Source organism: Autumnicola lenta (genome assembly GCF_031846515.1).
In the GTDB taxonomy this organism is placed as follows: domain Bacteria; phylum Bacteroidota; class Bacteroidia; order Flavobacteriales; family Flavobacteriaceae; genus Autumnicola; species Autumnicola lenta.
Genome location: NZ_JAVRHO010000004.1, coordinates 193,192 through 210,807 on the forward strand (window position 1 = coordinate 193,192; position 17,616 = coordinate 210,807).

General features: G+C 38.1%; 11 protein-coding genes. 10 read left to right on the forward strand and 1 reads right to left on the reverse strand.

Annotation, left to right across the window (positions count from 1 at the left end; translation table 11 throughout):
* Positions 1-173: 173 nt before the first annotated feature.
* The 3 genes from RM545_RS04235 to RM545_RS04245 all read left to right on the forward strand — a co-directional run bounded on the left by RM545_RS04235 (position 174) and on the right by RM545_RS04245 (position 5,343).
* Entirely contained in the window at positions 174-935 is a 762-nt protein-coding gene (locus RM545_RS04235; RefSeq protein ID WP_311494068.1) for a DUF481 domain-containing protein, read from the forward strand.
* A 287-nt stretch (positions 936-1,222) separates the two neighbouring features.
* Positions 1,223-5,173, forward strand: a complete 3,951-nt coding sequence (locus RM545_RS04240; protein ID WP_311494069.1) for an AsmA family protein — start codon at positions 1,223-1,225, stop codon at positions 5,171-5,173.
* A gap of 11 nt (positions 5,174-5,184) precedes the next feature.
* Positions 5,185-5,343, forward strand: coding sequence for a hypothetical protein (locus RM545_RS04245; RefSeq protein ID WP_311494070.1), 159 nt, complete (start codon positions 5,185-5,187; stop codon positions 5,341-5,343).
* A 257-nt stretch (positions 5,344-5,600) separates the two neighbouring features.
* Here RM545_RS04245 and RM545_RS04250 read toward each other — a convergent pair whose 3' ends face one another.
* Positions 5,601-6,086: an SRPBCC family protein gene (locus tag RM545_RS04250; RefSeq protein ID WP_311494071.1), complete on the reverse strand. Its 486-nt coding sequence runs from the start codon at positions 6,084-6,086 to the stop codon at positions 5,601-5,603.
* Positions 6,087-6,425: 339 nt separating this feature from the next.
* On the opposite strand from RM545_RS04250, the gene RM545_RS04255 reads away from it, so the two are divergent.
* The 7 genes from RM545_RS04255 to RM545_RS04285 all read left to right on the forward strand — a co-directional run.
* On the forward strand, positions 6,426-7,988 hold the full coding sequence (locus RM545_RS04255; RefSeq protein WP_311494072.1) for a type I restriction-modification system subunit M: 1,563 nt from the start codon (positions 6,426-6,428) through the stop codon (positions 7,986-7,988).
* A gap of 76 nt (positions 7,989-8,064) precedes the next feature.
* Positions 8,065-9,345 carry a restriction endonuclease subunit S gene (locus RM545_RS04260; protein WP_311494073.1) on the forward strand — a complete coding sequence of 427 codons (1,281 nt, stop codon included), beginning with the start codon at positions 8,065-8,067 and terminating at the stop codon, positions 9,343-9,345.
* A gap of 1,497 nt (positions 9,346-10,842) precedes the next feature.
* Complete coding sequence (locus tag RM545_RS04265) at positions 10,843-12,384, forward strand: Fic family protein (RefSeq protein WP_311494074.1); 1,542 nt, start codon at positions 10,843-10,845, stop codon at positions 12,382-12,384.
* A gap of 62 nt (positions 12,385-12,446) precedes the next feature.
* Positions 12,447-12,824: a GxxExxY protein gene (locus RM545_RS04270; RefSeq protein WP_311494075.1), complete on the forward strand. Its 378-nt coding sequence runs from the start codon at positions 12,447-12,449 to the stop codon at positions 12,822-12,824.
* A gap of 531 nt (positions 12,825-13,355) precedes the next feature.
* Entirely contained in the window at positions 13,356-16,229 is a 2,874-nt protein-coding gene (locus RM545_RS04275; protein WP_311494076.1) for a type I restriction endonuclease subunit R, read from the forward strand.
* Positions 16,230-16,288: 59 nt separating this feature from the next.
* Positions 16,289-16,906 (forward strand): class I SAM-dependent methyltransferase, encoded by a 618-nt coding sequence (locus RM545_RS04280; RefSeq protein WP_311494084.1) that lies wholly within the window; start codon positions 16,289-16,291, stop codon positions 16,904-16,906.
* A 399-nt stretch (positions 16,907-17,305) separates the two neighbouring features.
* Positions 17,306-17,616: BLUF domain-containing protein (locus RM545_RS04285; protein WP_311494077.1), on the forward strand; the 311-nt coding region annotated here is incomplete at its 3' end.

Here is a 17,616-nt window from a genome sequence, read left to right on the forward strand (position 1 = left end):
TAATTTTTGATCGATTCAGGAGGAATTAGGGCTTATTTAAATGAAGGATTAGATTTTGGACAATTTACTTCTTTATAACACTTGCAGGATTTTCTACAGCCTTAAAAAGTTAATTGGTGCTGGTAGTGTTTTTTGAAAAGATGTTTTTTTAAATTTGGCTTTAATTGCAAGTTATGACTAGAATTCTTTTTATAAGCTTATTTATACTAATCCCGGGCCTCTTATCTGCACAACTTGTGAATATTGAAGCCAAACGCATGCAGACCGATTCGGTAAGATTTACACTGAATGCAGATTTCTCCTTTAATCATACCAATAATGACGGGAGCCAGGTAAACCAGATAACTACTGCCTTCAGCACTCAACTGAAATCGAAGGACCTTCGGAAGATTTACTTCCTCCTGGGAAATTATAATCTTATTGATTCCGAAGCAGAGAACCTTCAGAATACATGGTTCCTTCATGGCAGATTTAATTATAAATTTAATCAGGTCTTAAGATTTGAAACTTTTCTTCAGGGACAATATAACCAGCTATTAGTTGTTGAACAACGTAACCTGATAGGTGCCGGGCTTCGGGCTAAATGGATGGATAGAAAACGATTTACCGGCTATGCGGGCAACAGCTATATGTATGAAATGGAAACTAGCGATAGGGCTGGAACTACATATTATAATCATCGAAACAGCACCTATCTTACTTTATCATATTCTGCAGAATCTGGAAAATTTTCAATTGCCAATACCGTTTATTATCAACCGCTTTACAGGAACTTTAGCGACTACAGGATCCTGGAACAATTCCGCATGGACATTCCTCTTTCCAGCTGGTTTAAAGTTTTCACCCTTTACAATTACTACTTCGACAGTAAAACTCCGCTTAATACACGAGAATATACCTCCAATTTAAATTTTGGAGTGGGAATCAGCATCTGATTTTTGTACAGCATTTTGCCAAAATACTCACTAAGAATGCGGAATTTTACACTAATCGTAGTTTTTGATGAGCTATTCTCTCAGACGGCTTTTAGACTTTTCCTGTTAAACCGCAGAGATCATTAAGCCGAAAATGTAAATATCTTACCGAATGTTAGAGTGACGGACTGATTTACGATATTTGTAGAATTTATGACGCAGCAAAAAAGTAACTAGTTCCTTTCTATTGATTTATATTGGTGATAAGCTAACAACTGATTTTTGCCAGGTATATCAACCTATAACCTATGAAATCTGAAGCTCCGGAAGATAAAAAAACCACTCTAATTTGGCTCAAACGGGCAGGGATTCTCCTGGCTATTCTACTGCTGGTACCCACACTGCTATTCACAATAGGCTGGCTTAACAGAGACCTGCTTATAGATGAACTACAGGAATGGTATCAGGAAAATAACAATGGCCGCCTGGAAATTGGTGAAGTAAACGCCACTTTTATATATGGATTCCCAAATGTTGGTTTTACTATTAAAGACATATATCAAACAAGTTTTGATACGATCCTGGATAAAAACTCTTCGGTTGCTATTGACAAAGCTCAGGTAAGTATTGCTGCCACAGATCTTTTAAGTGGTAATCTTCGATTCAGAAATATTAGAATCGAAAATGCTGAAATACATTCAGAAGTTATTTCAAAGAAAACCGTTTCGAATTATCGCAGGTTAAAAAAACAAATGCAATCTAATTCTTCCAGGGGATTGAAACTGCCGGGGTGGATTTCCAACCACACCAAGTTCAGTTTACGAGATGTAATATTCGTTTCTAAGGACTCGATGCTGAACAAATATTTTAATCTGGAATTACACGATGCATCAGGAGAAATTAGAACTAAAAATGAAACGATTACAGGAATTCTCGACTTTGAAGTCATGGTTCAGGATCTGGGATTTAACACTAAAAAAGGTAGTTTCTTAAGCAGTACGATGGTTAGTGGGAACCCGAAATTTGTATTGGAGCAGTTTAACAACAAACTAAGTATTCCGGAATTTATTCTTGAAGTGGGAAACCAGACATTCAATACAAAGGCAGATTTTGATTTTAATGAAGTTACGGCGTATCGTTTTTCACTCGAAAATCCCGAAACTAATTTTCAGGAGATCAAAGAGCTTTTGGCCGATAGCATTGCTGCAAAATTATCTTTCTATGAAATTCTGGAACCCCTGGACACGAAAATTAACCTTGAGGGGAAATTTGCGATTGGTGATGTTCCTCTTATAGATGCCGAATTTTCTACCACTAATAACAGGGTTAAAATTAATGATAGTATCGTATTAGATCATGTTGATTTAAATGGATATTTAACTAATACTCTTAACCAACACCAGAACATTGGTCAGCAACAACCGTCACGACGTGATATCAAAGTTTTATTGCAAAATTTCACAGCAGATTGGGACGATATTAAAATTGCCGCCAGTAATTCTTACTATCAATCTTCAGATGAATCTTTGAATTATGTAAATGCTGCTGTAGAGATGTATGGTCCTAATGAAACGCTGGCTAAGGTTTTACAAAATGAAAACTTCAAATTCATTGGTGGCAATTTCGATCTCCAAGCTAATATTAACGGCGCGGTTACCAGTACCTCCGAGGTTTTTAATGCCGCTACCGGAAGATTTACCCTTAAAAATACAAGAGTAGTTCTTCAAAAGAATAATCTCCAGCTACCCGTTGAAACTGTTGACCTGAAACTGAACGATCAGAATGCTATTCTGGAAAATCTTATTATAAATCTGCCAAATGAGGAGCAGCTAATCTTTAAAGGAACTATAAAAAATATTTCTTCCCTCATTGCAGACGTACCTGCAAATCCAGCCGTTGCAGATGTATCACTCCAATCTGATGCTTTAAACATCAATGATCTTATTACCACAGCAACGGAATTTATACCTTCTTCAGAAAAAGAAGCCAATAATCTAAAAACGCTGCATGAGACCTTTGAGGCGATTTACAGGAGATTTCAGCCAATTTTAAGATTAAATTTAAATTCCGTAGAATATGATTCGATAAGTTTTGACAATCTGGTGGCAGATATCGAGTTCATTGATGCAGAAACCGTTCGTTTAGGCCACTTAAGCTTTAACTATCAGGGTGCTATCACTAATCTACATGGAACATTACAAATTCCGGAACCTGGTAATAGCATTAAAGAGCCCATAGTTATTGACGTAGCTACAGAATCTTCAGGACCAATTAAGGTTTTCCAGGATCTTTTTAAGATTCAGCTGATGGATATTAAATCCGGCGAATTCAGCTTCTCCGGAAATGTAACAGGTAATGTCTACAGATTTGAACAGCTACTAAATAATGCAAATGGAGATCTTAAACTCATAGACGCTAAATTTTATTACCCCGAAGCAGCTATCGATATCGAGTTAGATTCTCTGAAGGTAACGGTTCATGACTCTAATATCAACCTGAATAGATTTGTTATGGAAGTGGGTGATCATCATCCTTTTGCCCTGCTAGGCCGAATAGAAGAATTTCCGGGGTTTTTACTGGATAATCTGGATACTAACGGAAAGATATATATAGCATTAGATGCAGCTTTTATGAATATAGATGATTGGATTAAAACAGTAAATTCTATGGATTTTGAGGCTGCAGATGGAACTCTTAAAAATCGTGATCTCGCCGCAGTATTTGCTGACATTTACAAATTTAATCCGGAATTTAAAGTAGCAGTAGATTCTTTAAAGTATCAGGATATTGTTACAAGGGATATGGCAGCTAAAGTCTACTTTAAAAATGATTCCATACTTAAACTTGACGAACTTAGTGTTTGGTTTAAAGATTCTAAAGCATTGATAAAAGGCGAACTTGCAGCGCAAAACACTGAAAATTCAAAAGGTAATCAAAACCCATTTAATTTTAGGTTTTCTGCTGAAGCTGAAGGAAAATCTAAAGATCTCAATGACTTGTTACAAACCGTTAATTTCAAACTACAATCCGGTGACTTCAAGTTTAATGGAAGTTATGAAGGTAAGGCGCAGGATCTTAAAATTCTAAATTCAAATGCCCGGGGAGATTTAATTTTAGGCTCAACATTGGTAGACATTGAGAACACCGATATTCAGATTCCGGTGGACAGTCTGCACTTATACATCTTAAACAACCTCGCGACGCTGGAAAAACTTGATGTTGAACTTCCCGGTAAAAGTTCCGTAGATATCACCGGTCAAATCGACAACTTCTCCAATTTTATAAATAATGATCAGGCGATAAATTCTCATCGCTCCTCGTTCAGTATTAATTCTCCACACCTGAACAGTAAAGATATTAAGAAGTTCCTTGGCAACACTAAAAAGGAAAAAGACAGTGCCAAAAATCAAAAGTTCGAAATAGAGAACCTGAAAGAAATACTTAGCAGCATTAATAATTCTTATTTTCCTTCAGCAAGTATTGAGATCGACTCCCTGATTTATGATAACTTCTCTGTTTCAGATTTTACTTCAGAAATTGGTTTTAACGACAGCGGGGATATTGTAATAGACGCCACCAGGCTTAACTATTCTGAAGGTTCGATAGATCTCATGCTAAAAGCCGGAGTTGGTACTGCACAATATTTACCTGTTAATATAAAGGTGAATATTCAGGACATCAATATCAAAGACATGGTAAAGGATCTAAACTACTTTAAGCATGATGAACTCCGGAAGGCGGAAAAGATAAGTGGAAACCTGGGTCTTGAGTTCGATGTTAACGGAATTCTTAACAAAGACGGCAAACTGGATATAAATTCCCTTAATGGGAGTGTTATGGTAAATCTCAAAAATTTAGCCTTATATGATTATGAACCCTTAATAGAAAACATATTTCTATTAAAAGAAGAGCGCTTTGAAAAATTACAGTTACGGCCCATTAAGCAATCTTTTGAAGTTATAGACGGGAAAATCATGATTCCCCGCACACAGGTCCAATCCACTGCGCTTCAGTTTTTTGTGGAAGGCGAAATGATACCCGGAGAGTATTACAATATTTGGATATCTGTTCCCTGGAATAACATTCTCAAGAGCCGGGACGGAATTAAACTACCTGAAAAAATTTCTTTTGAAAATTCAGGAGCTAAATTTTATCTACAGATAATACAGGACAAGGAAAGTGAAAAAGAGAGAAAGCAGAAGCTGAAAACCAAATTCAGACTGGGAAACAGGAAGTTGAAAAAGATTAAAGAGCATTAAAGAAAGTTGGAATGAGCAAGAAAGGATCACGCTCCTTATTGCTGTCCGAAATTGTTTTATTTGATGACCTGCTGCAGGCGAGCTATCTCGCACCTCCCTTCGGAAAAAATGTAAAGAGACCGAAGAAAGACCATTTCAGTAATTTCAGACTAAAAATAATGATTTTATAGATACGACCAAAGCAGGTTTAACAAAAAGACAACGGCAGATTTCTCCCCTTAAGATCCTGCGAGATCACAGAATCAAGACCTCTTTCTTAGAAGCTTTTCTCGGGCAGGCACTTACACATAAGTTTTTAGAAGGACGAAGTGAAAAGTTAGAAGTACGACTTCAGAAATTAAGCCTATTTATCGTTTCCTGATTATTGCACAATGTCTTAATTGTATAGTAAATGACTGTTTACTTCCTACTCACTACTGCTCACTGCCTACATATAATTTTCCGGAAGCACTTCCCGCCACCTGCCGCTTTCTGCATATTCTTTAAGGAACCTGTTGCGCCCTTTTAGAAAATTGGTCATATAGCTTTTAAGGAATAATTTGTTTGCCAGCCAGCCTAAAATACCTAGCGGAGCCCGGAATTTAAAGACATCTTTCATTAATGTTCCTTCTTCGGTTGTGGAGAAATAATGTTCATGCCTTATGCTTTTAAAAGCACCTTTTTCCATTTCATCTGCAAAGAAATTTGGCAGATCAAAGTCTGTCATTCGGGTAGTAAGATGTTGCCGTACCCCAAGGTGTTTCCCATGCCAGGTAACAGTTTCATTTAAACCTATTAAGCCGCTGGTTTTTCCTGCAACCGCTCTTTCATTTGAAGATTTAACAGCTTCTGATTGAAAATCTATGCTTCTGGATAAATCAAAAACAATTTTCCTGTTCGCTTTAATATGAGTTTCTAATCTGATAACCGGCATTTCATGATTTTTTATTGATCAAATTTTTACTTCCTCCTGCACTACAATTCTTCCGTGATCCAACATCTGCCTGTTGCTCAAAAACCGTTTACTTCAAGATAAGTACTTCTAATGGATTTCCTATGTAACTTTAGCGTCATTTCAGAAGACTTTATAAAGCTCCGGAAAAGATTGCAGTTGTAAAAAACCAGATCTCTTTATCTTTTTAAACAAAACCGCTTTCAAAGCTTTAAGAAAATATTTAGATTTACTCCTACGATTTTAATTCTATTGTCCCTACCCAATGGAAGCCGATAATTGGCAAAATAAGCAGCCTTCCAAATCTAATGAATTAATAAAATGACCGAAGCCAAACAAAAGCTGGAACAACAACTCTGGAATATCGCCAATACCTTACGTGGTAAAATGGGTGCCGATGAATTCCGTGATTATATATTAGGATTTATTTTTTACAAGTACCTGAGCCGCAAGATGGAACTTCATGCAGATAAGATCCTGAAGCCGGACGGGCTCACCTTCAGGCAACTTGAAGGACATCCACAGGAAGATATTTATCTTGAAGCGGTAAAAGAAGACGCCCTGGTGCACCTGGGATATTATCTAAAACCTTCTGAACTCTTTAGCGAACTTGCCCGCCGCGGTAACGGCAACGGAAAGAGCAAATTTATACTTGGTGACCTGTCCAAAGTACTTTCCAATATTGAGCAGAGTACCATGGGCAGCGAGAGCGAGGAAGACTTCGGAAATCTTTTTGAAGACCTCGACCTTACCAGCAGCAAACTCGGTAAAAGCGAAGAAGCTAAAAACGAACTTATCGTAAAGGTTCTTACGCATCTTGACGAAGTAGATTTTGATCTCGAAAATACCAAAAGTGATGTTTTAGGCGATGCTTATGAGTACCTGATTGGGAAATTCGCTTCAGGCGCCGGGAAAAAAGCCGGGGAATTTTATACCCCGCAACAGGTAAGTAAAGTCCTTGCAAAACTGGTAACCATTGGTAAAGAACAAATCAGGAATGTTTATGATCCTACCTGTGGATCGGGCTCTCTTTTACTTCGGGTTTCCAAAGAGACTGAAGTTGGTGCTTTTTATGGCCAGGAAAGCAATCCTACCACGTACAACCTGTGCAGGATGAATATGATTATGCACGATGTGCATTACAAACGTTTTGATATTCATAACGAAGATACGCTGGAAAATCCTTCCCCGGAGCATATCGATGAACGTTTTGAGGCTATTGTTGCCAATCCGCCGTTTTCTGCAAAATGGAGTGCGAGTCCGCTTTTTATGAGTGACGACCGCTTCTCCCCTTACGGAAAACTCGCGCCTAAAACCAAAGCCGATTTTGCTTTTGTGCAACATATGGTGCACCAGCTTTCTGAAACCGGGACGATGGCTTGTGTGTTGCCGCACGGAGTCTTGTTTCGTGGTGCAGCCGAAGGTCATATTCGTAAGTTTTTGATCAAAGACCGGAATTACCTGGATGCGGTAATAGGTTTACCTGCCAATGTTTTCTATGGTACCGGTATTCCCACCTGTATTTTAGTGCTGAAGAAAAGCCGGGAAGACAGCAAAGACATTCTGTTTATTGACAGCAGTGAACATTATGAGAAGATCAAAACTCAAAATTACCTGCGCGAAAAAGATGTAGAAAAAATCATCGATACTTATAAAAACCGAAGCAGTATTGACAAATACAGCTATGTGGCAACTTTGGAAGAAGTAAAGGAAAACGATTATAACCTGAACATCCCGCGTTATGTAGATACTTTTGAAGAAGAAGAACCGGTTGATCTTAAAGCGATTGCCTCGGAATTAAAAAATTTAGAACAGGATATCAAAACTACAGATGCTGAAATAGCCGATTTCTGTAACCAGTTAGGAATAGAACAACCTTTTTAATTAATGAAACAGTCACACAGAGCTTGTCGAAGTGTGAGCTTGTCGAAGTGTGAAGTTGTTTCAGCATCTCATAATTATGACACAAGAATTACAGGAAATAGAGAAACAGAAAACAGAGGCTGTTCCGAAACTAAGATTTAGGGATTATTCCGGCAACTTTCAAAATCAAAAATTACACGATTTAATAAAAGAATTAAATTCAGGTGTGAGTGTTAATTCTGAAGATTTTCCAATTCAGAGTAAAACTGAAGCTGGTATCTTAAAAACAAATTGTGTTTCAAAAGGAGGATTTTTTGCAGGAGAAAATAAAAAAATACTTTCTGAAGAACTTTCCAGATCAAGACTTAATCCTAAAAAAGGAGAGATAATAATTAGCAGGATGAACACCCCCCAACTCGTAGGAGAAAGTGGTTACGTAAATAAGGATTTACAGAATTTGTTTATTCCGGATCGTTTATGGCAAACAGTTATTGATCATAACAGATGTAATAGTAGGTGGCTAAGCTACTTTCTAATTACTAATAAAGTCCGACACAACCTTAAAGCAATAGCCACAGGTACAAGCGGAACTATGAAAAATATTTCGAAGCCAAACTTTTTGGTGATGAAAGTACAAATCCCTTCCCTCCCAGAACAACAAAAAATCGCCTCCTTCCTTTCTGCGGCAGATAAAAAGATCCAACAGCTTAGCCGCAAAAAAGAATTGCTGGAAACCTATAAAAAAGGTGTGATGCAGCAGTTGTTTTCGCAGGAGATCAGGTTTAAGGATGAGGATGGGAAAGAGTTTCCGGAGTGGGAAGAGAAAAAGTTGAGGGAAATAGCAGCTTTTTCAAAGGGAAAAGGAATTTCTAAAAATGATGTTTCTATGGACGGAGAGACTCCTTGTATTAGATATGGCGAATTATATACAGTTTATAAAGAAACTATTGATATTACTCACTCTAAAACAAATCTTTTAAAGAAGCATTTAACGCTAAGTGAAGCAGGAGATGTTATTATTCCGGCTTCTGGCGAAACTCGGATTGATATTGCTACAGCATCTTGTGTTTTACAAAATGGTATCGGTTTAGGAGGTGATCTTAATATTATACGTGGAAATTTTAATGGAGTATTTCTGGCTTATTACCTCAATGGACATTTAAAAAATGATATTGCAAAACTTTCCCAGGGAAGCTCAGTTATGCATCTTTACTCAAGCCAATTAAAGAACCTGAAATTGGAAATTCCATGCATTCAGGAACAACAAAAAATAGCAGGTTTTTTATCTGCCATTGATAAAAAATTTGAAGCAGTTTCAGAAGAGATTAGTCAGACCCAAAGCTTTAAAAAAGGGCTTTTACAGCAAATGTTTGTGTAAATAAAATAAATGAAAAAATAACCGCAAAGAACACAAAGAAAAACCGCAAAGGACGCAGAGAAGCTTAGCGATCTTGGCGTAAAACTTAGCGCACTTGGCGGTTGAAAAATGCAGCGTTCTGAAAAAATTATACGCAAAGGACACAAAGAAAAACGCAGAGGGCGCAGAAGAACTTTGCGATCTTGGCGTAAAACTTAGCGCACTTTGCGGTAAAAAAATGTAGCGTTCTGAAAAAAATTATATGCAAAGGACACAAAGAAAAATCCGCAGAGGACGCAGAGAAACTTTGCGATCTTTGCGTAAAACTTAGCGCACTTTGCGGTTAGAAAAAGTCGGTGTCCAAAAATGCCAATTATCGGCATGGATGTAATTGAAGAATGAAAATATTAACCGCAAAGGACACAAAGAAAATCCGCAAAGAACGCAGAGAAGCTTAGCGATCTTTGCGTAAAACTTAGCGCACTTGGCGGTTGAAAATGTAGCGTTCTGAAAAAAATTAACCGCAAAGGACACAAAGAAAAACCACAAAGGACGCAGAGCCAACTTTGCGATCTTTGCGTAAAACTTAGCGCACTTGGCGGTTAGAAAAATGTAGCGTTCTGAAAAAAATTAACCGCAAAGGACACAAAGAAAAATCCGCAGAGGACGCAGAGCCAACTTTGCGATCTTTGCGTAAACCTTAGCGCACTTTGCGGTTAAAAAATTTAGCGTTCTGAAAAAAATTAAACACAAAGGACACAAAGAAAAACGCAGAGGGCGCAGAGCCAACTTTGCGATCTTGGCGTAAAACTTAGCGCACTTTGTAGTTAGAAAATGTAGCGTTCTGAAAAAATTAAACGCAAAGGACACAAGAAAAACCGCAAAGGACGCAGAGAAACTTTGCGATCTTTGCGCAAAACTTAGCGCACTTGGCGGTTAAAAAATGTAGCGTTCTGAAAAAAATTAAACGCAAAGGAAACAAAGAAAAACGCAGAGGACGCACAGCCAACTTTGCGATCTTTGCGTAAAACTTAGCGTACTTGGCGGTTAAAAAAATGTAGCGTTCTGAAAAAAATTAACCGCAAAGGACACAAAGAAAAACCGCAGAGGACGCAGAGAAATTTTGCGATCTTTGCGTAAAACTTAGCGCACTTGGCGGTTAGAAAAATGTAGCGTTCTGAAAAAAATCAAACGCAAAGGACACAAAGAAAAACGCAGAGGACGCACAGCCAACTTTGCGATCTTTGCGTGAAACTTAGCGCACTTGGCGGTTCAAAAATGGAGCGTTCTAAAAAAATTAACCGCAAAGAACACAAAGAAAAATCCGCAGAGGACGCAGAGCCAACTTTGCGCTCTTTGCGTAAAACTTAGCGCTCTTGGCGGTTGAAAAATGATTTTTTCAGCGGGTGTTTTTCACAAAAAATGAATATCGCGTGCGTTTTTTACAATTAGCGGGTGCTTTTCGGAAAATTAGAATTATATTTATAAGGCCTTTTGCGGGTATTTTTCATGAAATTAATGAACAGCGTACATTTTTCATATAAAGCAGGTGTTTTTCACGGACGTAGAGCTCCTGAGGAAGGAATAATTGTTGGGTATGCTGCGATCATAAATTCATTTGAATTGGAAGTCCCAACACCAGACATTATTTCATTAATAAGTTCTAAAAACCGGAAATATAAAACGGAAGGCTGGAATGTCCTTACCCCAAAACATGCTCCTGAAGACACTTTATATAAACATCTGGTTTTTGCATTAAAATACGAAGGGGTACACCTACTCTTCTTTAAGAAGCTGTTTTTAAAACTCTCTTCAAAACAAATTTATAACTTATTAAAAATAGAACCAACAGGTCACTACACAAGAAGAATTTGGTTCCTCTACGAATGGTTACTTGATAAAGAGTTACAAATACCCAATGCCGACATTAAAATAAAATACACCCCCCTTCTGGATGAAAAACTCCAATATGCAATTTCAGGAGAAAATTCGTCCCGGCACCGTATCACAAATAACCTTCCGGGTACTATAGGATTCTGTCCGTTGATCTTTAAAACCAAAAAGCTTGTATCTTATGCCGAGAAGTATGATTCGGCCAAAAAAGCGGACTTTATAAAAAATTTGCATTCGGATGTTTTACAACGTGCCTCGGCCTTTCTTTTATTAAAAGACTCCAAAGCATCTTTTAGTATTGAAGGAGAAAATCCCCGAAACAATCGCGCCATGCGTTGGGGAAAGGCAATTGGTCAGGCCGGTTCAAAGCCTCTCACCACAGATGAGCTGCTAAGATTGCAGCAAATTGTTATCGAAAATTCCCGGTTTACCCATATGGGATTTCGGGAAGAGGGAGGTTTCGTTGGCGAACATGACCGGCAAACCGGGGAACCAATTCCCGAACATATTTCAGCAAAGGCCGAAGACGTAGAACCGCTAATTAACAGCCTTATTGCTACAGGTGAAAAGTTAGAGAAATCAGAATTTAATCCTGTTCTGGCTTCAGCAATAGTGGCTTTTGGCTTCGTCTTTATCCACCCGTTTGAAGATGGCAATGGCAGGGTACACAGATATTTAATCCACCATATTCTCGCAAAAATGAAATTTGCACAACAAGGTGTAATATTTCCGGTTTCCGCGGCTATCCTTAACCATATTGAGGATTATAGAAAGACATTGGAATCTTATTCTCACCCACTTCTCGATCTTATTAAATGGAAACAAACAGAAAACAATAATGTGGAAGTGCTCAATGAAACTGCCGATTATTACCGCTATTTCGATGCTACAAAACAGGCTGAATTCTTATATGACTGTGTGCAGGAAACAATCGATATTATTATCCCAAATGAAGTTTCTTATTTGCTAAAATACGATGAAATGAAACGCTTTCTGGATGATAATTTTGAGATGCCCGATAGAATGGTGGCAACATTAGTTAGGTTCCTCGAACAAAATGCCGGTACATTTTCGAACAGGGCAAAAAAGAAAGAGTTTAAACAACTTAATGAAAAGGAACAGGTGACAATAGAAAAGAAATTTAAAGAAATTTTTATAGAAGCGTAAAGAAAGACTTAGTGAACTTGGCGTAGACCTTAGCGCTCTTGGGTGAAGAAAAAAAACTGGTTATGACCGAAAATGAAATTGCAAATAGAATTATAGGTTTGGGTATTGAGGTACATAGAGCCTTGGGACCCGGCCTTCTTGAGAGTGCATATCAGGAATGTTTATTTTATAAAATCTCTAAGGCAGGTTTACTTGCTGAAAAAGAAAAACCAATGCCGATAATTTTTGAAGAGGTTAAACTGAACTGTGGGTACAGGATAGATATTCTTGTTGAAAACAAACTGGTAATTGAAATTAAAAGTGTGGAAGCATTACATGATGTGCATTTAGCACAGACGTTAACCTATATGAAATTGGGCAATTATAAACTTGGACTGCTGATAAATTTTAATGTTGTGATGCTTAAACATGGAATAAAGAGAGTTGCAAATGGACTTTAAAATTCTTCGCACACTTTCCAGTAAAACAAATTAACCGCAAAGGACACAAAGAAAAAGCGCAGAGCCAACTTAGCGATCTTGGCGTAAAACTTAGCGCACTTTGTGGTTAGAAAATGTAGCGTTCTGAAAAAAAATAAACGCAAAGGACACAAAGAAAAAACCGCAAAGCACGCAGAGAAACTTTGCGATCTTTGCGTAAAACTTAGCGTACTTGGCGGTAAAAAAACGGAGCGTCCTGAAAAAAAATTAACCGCAAAGGACACAAAGAAAAACCGCAGAGGGCGCAGAGCCAACTTTGCGATCTTTGCGTAAAACTTAGCGCACTTTGCGGTAAAAAATGCAACGTTCTGAAAAAAATTAACCGCAAAGGACACAAAGAAAAAACGCAAAGGACGCAGAGAAACTTTGCGATCTTTGCGTAAACCTTAGCGTACTTGGCGGTTGAAAAATGCAGCGTTCTGAAAAAAATTAAACGCAAAGGACACAAAGAAAAAAGCGCAGAGCGCACTTTGCGGTTGAAAAAGAAAATAAATGAGTTACCAATCTGAAGCCGTATTAGAAAACAATCTGGTAAAGCAACTGGAAAGCCAGAACTATAAAAGAGTACAGGTAAATTCTGAAGCCACGGTGCTGGCAAATCTTAAAAGTCAGTTGGAGGTTTTTAATGAAACTTCCTTTTCAGAAAAAGAATTCGGCAGCATCTTAAACCATCTGGCGAAAGGGAATGTTTTTGAAAAAGGTAAAACCTTGCGTGGCAGGTATCAGCTTACCCGGGACAATGAAGATTCATTTTACGTGCGGTTCTTTAATGGTGAAGACTGGACCAAAAATCTATTTCAGGTTACCAACCAGATTGCACAGGAAGGAACCTACAAAAACCGATATGATGTCACGCTTCTGGTAAACGGACTTCCACTCGTACAGATCGAGCTAAAAAGACGCGGACTCGAACTTAAAGAAGCTTTTAAACAAATTAACCGGTACAAACGCCACTCCTACTGGAACAACTACGGACTTTTTAATTTTGTGCAGCTTTTTGTGATCAGTAACGGAGTCGATACCAAATACTTTTCTAATAATCCGCTGCAGACGCTCACATTTAAACAGACATTCTTCTGGGCAGATGTACACAACAGGAATACCAAAGAACTTTCGGCTTTTACGAAAGTATTTTTAGATACTGGTCACCTCGGGAAAATGCTTTCCAGGTACATTGTCTTTAATGAAACCCATAAAATCCTGATGGTGCTTCGCCCCTACCAGTTTTATGCTTCCGAAGCAATCATTAATCAGGTAAAGAACAGTACAGACAACGGATACATCTGGCACACCACGGGATCGGGTAAAACCCTCACTTCCTTTAAAGCCAGCCAGATCCTGATGGATCTTCCGCAGGTGCATAAGGTCGTTTTTGTGGTAGACCGGAAAGATCTGGATTACCAGACGATGAAGGAGTTTAACAGCTTTAAAAAAGACAGTGTAGATGTAACTGACAACACCAATTCCCTGGTGGATCAATTTACCGATGATAGTAAACTTATCCTTACCACCATTCAAAAACTGAATAACGCTATTTCCCCCGGAAGGTATCAGTCACGAATGAAGGATCTGCAGGACAAGCGGATGATTTTTATTTTTGATGAATGCCACCGGAGTCAGTTTGGAGATACTCACCAGAAAATCACCGACTTCTTTAAAAATATTCAGCTCTTCGGTTTTACCGGAACGCCGATTTTTGCCGATAATGCAGCGAAAAACGATCTGGGAAAAAGGACCACAAAAGATCTTTTTGGAGAATGTTTGCACAAATATGTAATCACAGATGCCATTAGAGATCAGAATGTATTAAGGTTTAGCATAGAATATATTGGCAGGTATAAACGCAAGAGCAATACGTTTGTTGATATAGAAGTTGAAGATATCGATACGAGGGAGGTACTTAACAGTTCCAAAAGGTTGGAAAAGATCACCGATTATATCATAAAATACCACGATACAAAGACCAAAAACCGTGAGTATTCTTCAATTTTTGCCGTTAGTAGCATATCAAACCTTATCACCTACTACGAACATTTTCAGAAGAAAAAGGAAGCCGGAGAGCACGATTTGTGGGTAGCTGCGATCTTTACTTACGGAGCAAATGAAGAAGATGAAGAGGCACAGGGCATGCTTCCGGAAGACCTGAAACTGGCTGCAGATGCTGCGCCGGTTTACAAAACCAGTCACACCCGGGAAAAGCTGGACGAATTTATTGAAGATTACAATAAGATGTACAATACCGGATTTTCTACCCGGGACAGCAAACAATTTGAAGGTTATTTTAAGGACATTAGCAAACGGTTAAAAGAGCGGGAGAAAGTCGGTTTCCAGGAAAAAGACCGTTTGGATATTATCCTGGTGGTGAATATGCTTCTAACAGGATTTGATGCCAAAAAGGTGAATACCTTATATGTAGATAAAAACCTTCGGCACCATGGATTAATTCAGGCGTTTTCCCGTACCAACAGGATTCTGGACGAGAAGAAATCCCAGGGAGAAATTCTGGTTTTCAGAAACCTTAAAAAGGAAACAGACGAAGCTATTGCCCTTTTCTCAAGCAAAGAAGCACGGGAAGAAATCCTACTCCCCGATTACGAAGTTATCACAGAAAAGTTTTCAGAAGCTTTCATTGAATTACTGAAGATTGCCCCAACGGTAAAAAGCGTGGACAATTTACCTTCGGAAGAAGAAGAACTGGAATTTATTCAGGCTTTTAGAGCTTTGATAAGGGCAAAAAATGTCCTGACTTCCTTTGCCGATTTTAGCTGGGAAGATATACCCATGAACGAGCAGACCTTTGAAGATTATAAAAGCAAATATCTTGATCTATACGAGAAATCAAAAGGTGACCATCAAAAACAAAAAGACTCCATTTTAGATGATGTAGATTTTGAACTGGAACTGATCCATCGTGATGAAATTAATATTGCTTACATCCTGAAATTACTCGCCGGACTGAAACAAGCCGAAGGTAAAAATGCCGCCCAGCAGAAAAAGCAAATAATGGATATGCTTGCAGGAGACGTAGAACTCCGTAGTAAGCGGGAATTAATCGAAAAATTTATAGAAGAAAACCTGCCAAAGATTAATGACATCGATTCCATTCCCGATGAATTTGAAAAGTACTGGAGCGACCAGCGGGTGTTGGCTCTGGCGAAATTATGTGATGAGGAAAACCTTGATAAAAATCAGTTTAAATCTTTGATCGATGCCTACATCTACAATGAACACGAACCCCTTCGAGATGAAGTATTCCAATGCCTTGATAACCGTCCCAGTATTTTAAAAGCGCGGGAAATTGGAGAGAGGATCATTAATAAGATGAAGGAGTTCGTGGAAGTGTTTGTGAGAGGGGTTGGGGCTTAATACCAGATACTGTGGAGAAGAGGAAACAGCAAAAAAAGCCCTGGCCAACTAAAGATGCCATGGCGCAGATCTATAAAAACAACTTGTGGGGTGGTAAGAAATCTGAATTCTACTCTGGTTTAGGCTCCCATCATCCTGAAACCGTAAATCCATATATAGCTGTAGTATCAGATTTTTTAAAAGATTTTGAAGCTCTACCGGTAGTTTGTGATCTGGGGTGCGGGGATTTCAATATTGGTAAAGAGCTGGTGAAGTACTCCAAGAAGTATTCCGCTGTAGACGTCGTTCCTGAACTTATAGCGCATAACAAAAAAGAATTCAAGGCAGCTAATTTAGAATTTCATGCTTTAGATATTGCAAAAGATGATCTGCCTCCGGGAGATTGCGCGATTATAAGGCAGGTTTTGCAACATTTATCGAATGCCGAAATAGAAAGTGTAGTAGAAAAATTATACGATTTCAAGTATGTTGTTCTAACCGAACATTTACCGGAAGAAGATTTTGAACCCAATAAAGATATTATTTCGGGACAGGGAATCAGGTTAAAAAAGCAAAGTGGTGTAAATATAACAGCGCCACCATTTCACTTCAAGGCAAAAGAAGAAAAACAGTTATTATCGATTAGATCTCCCGCTTATAAAGGAGTTTTGGTGACTACGCTGTATAAAACACGTTAATTGATTGAGCCGCAAAAAGGAAGCCTATAACCCGTATTATTTTACGAAATTTTTTAATTTAAATCCGCTCGATTCCCTCTGTAGGTAATTCTACCATAAATCATAGCTTAGCCTTCTGCATCAGAAGCTCTATGTTCTGGCAAAAAAGGAATTGAAAATGAAGAAATCATAGGTGACAGTCTTTAAATGCTCACCGAATTGAGCTCCAATTTTCCACATCTTCACGAAAATATATTGCACTAAAGAAGCCGCTCATTTCGGAAAGGCTTTTGCAATTTTGCGGTCTGAAGTCTGGATTGAAAATAATATTATAATCATTAGTTAATTAAAAATTAATAGTTGAGCTAGTTATGTGATTCTTTGGTATTTTAAAATAGTATCAAACTTAAATACAGAAATATGAGACATGCCATTTGTTATGTAAGCAATGCTGATAAGCACCTAACTACTTCAGAAATTAATGAGCTTCTGATTTTTTGCGAAGAGAATAACAGCCAGAATGATATAAAAGGAGTCCTACTATATTCTGAAGGAAATTTTTTTCAAGTAATAGAAGGAGAAAAAGAAAAAATAATAGGTCTATGGAAAAAAATTCAGCAAGATCAGCGTCATTATGGTATTATCTCAGTAATAGACCGCAGCATATCAAAGGGTTCTTATGATAACTATAAAGCAACAATAATTCCTGAGGGAGAAAAATACAGCCCAGG

Coding starts and splice junctions, on each gene's coding strand:
- RM545_RS04270 (WP_311494075.1), top strand. CDS start 12,447: ATGACCGAAAATGAAATTGCAAATAGAATTATAGGTTTGGGTATTGAG.
- RM545_RS04250 (WP_311494071.1), bottom strand. CDS start 6,086: ATGCCGGTTATCAGATTAGAAACTCATATTAAAGCGAACAGGAAAATT.
- RM545_RS04245 (WP_311494070.1), top strand. CDS start 5,185: ATGAGCAAGAAAGGATCACGCTCCTTATTGCTGTCCGAAATTGTTTTA.
- RM545_RS04265 (WP_311494074.1), top strand. CDS start 10,843: ATGAACAGCGTACATTTTTCATATAAAGCAGGTGTTTTTCACGGACGT.
- RM545_RS04275 (WP_311494076.1), top strand. CDS start 13,356: ATGAGTTACCAATCTGAAGCCGTATTAGAAAACAATCTGGTAAAGCAA.
- RM545_RS04260 (WP_311494073.1), top strand. CDS start 8,065: ATGACACAAGAATTACAGGAAATAGAGAAACAGAAAACAGAGGCTGTT.
- RM545_RS04235 (WP_311494068.1), top strand. CDS start 174: ATGACTAGAATTCTTTTTATAAGCTTATTTATACTAATCCCGGGCCTC.
- RM545_RS04255 (WP_311494072.1), top strand. CDS start 6,426: ATGACCGAAGCCAAACAAAAGCTGGAACAACAACTCTGGAATATCGCC.
- RM545_RS04280 (WP_311494084.1), top strand. CDS start 16,289: ATGGCGCAGATCTATAAAAACAACTTGTGGGGTGGTAAGAAATCTGAA.
- RM545_RS04240 (WP_311494069.1), top strand. CDS start 1,223: ATGAAATCTGAAGCTCCGGAAGATAAAAAAACCACTCTAATTTGGCTC.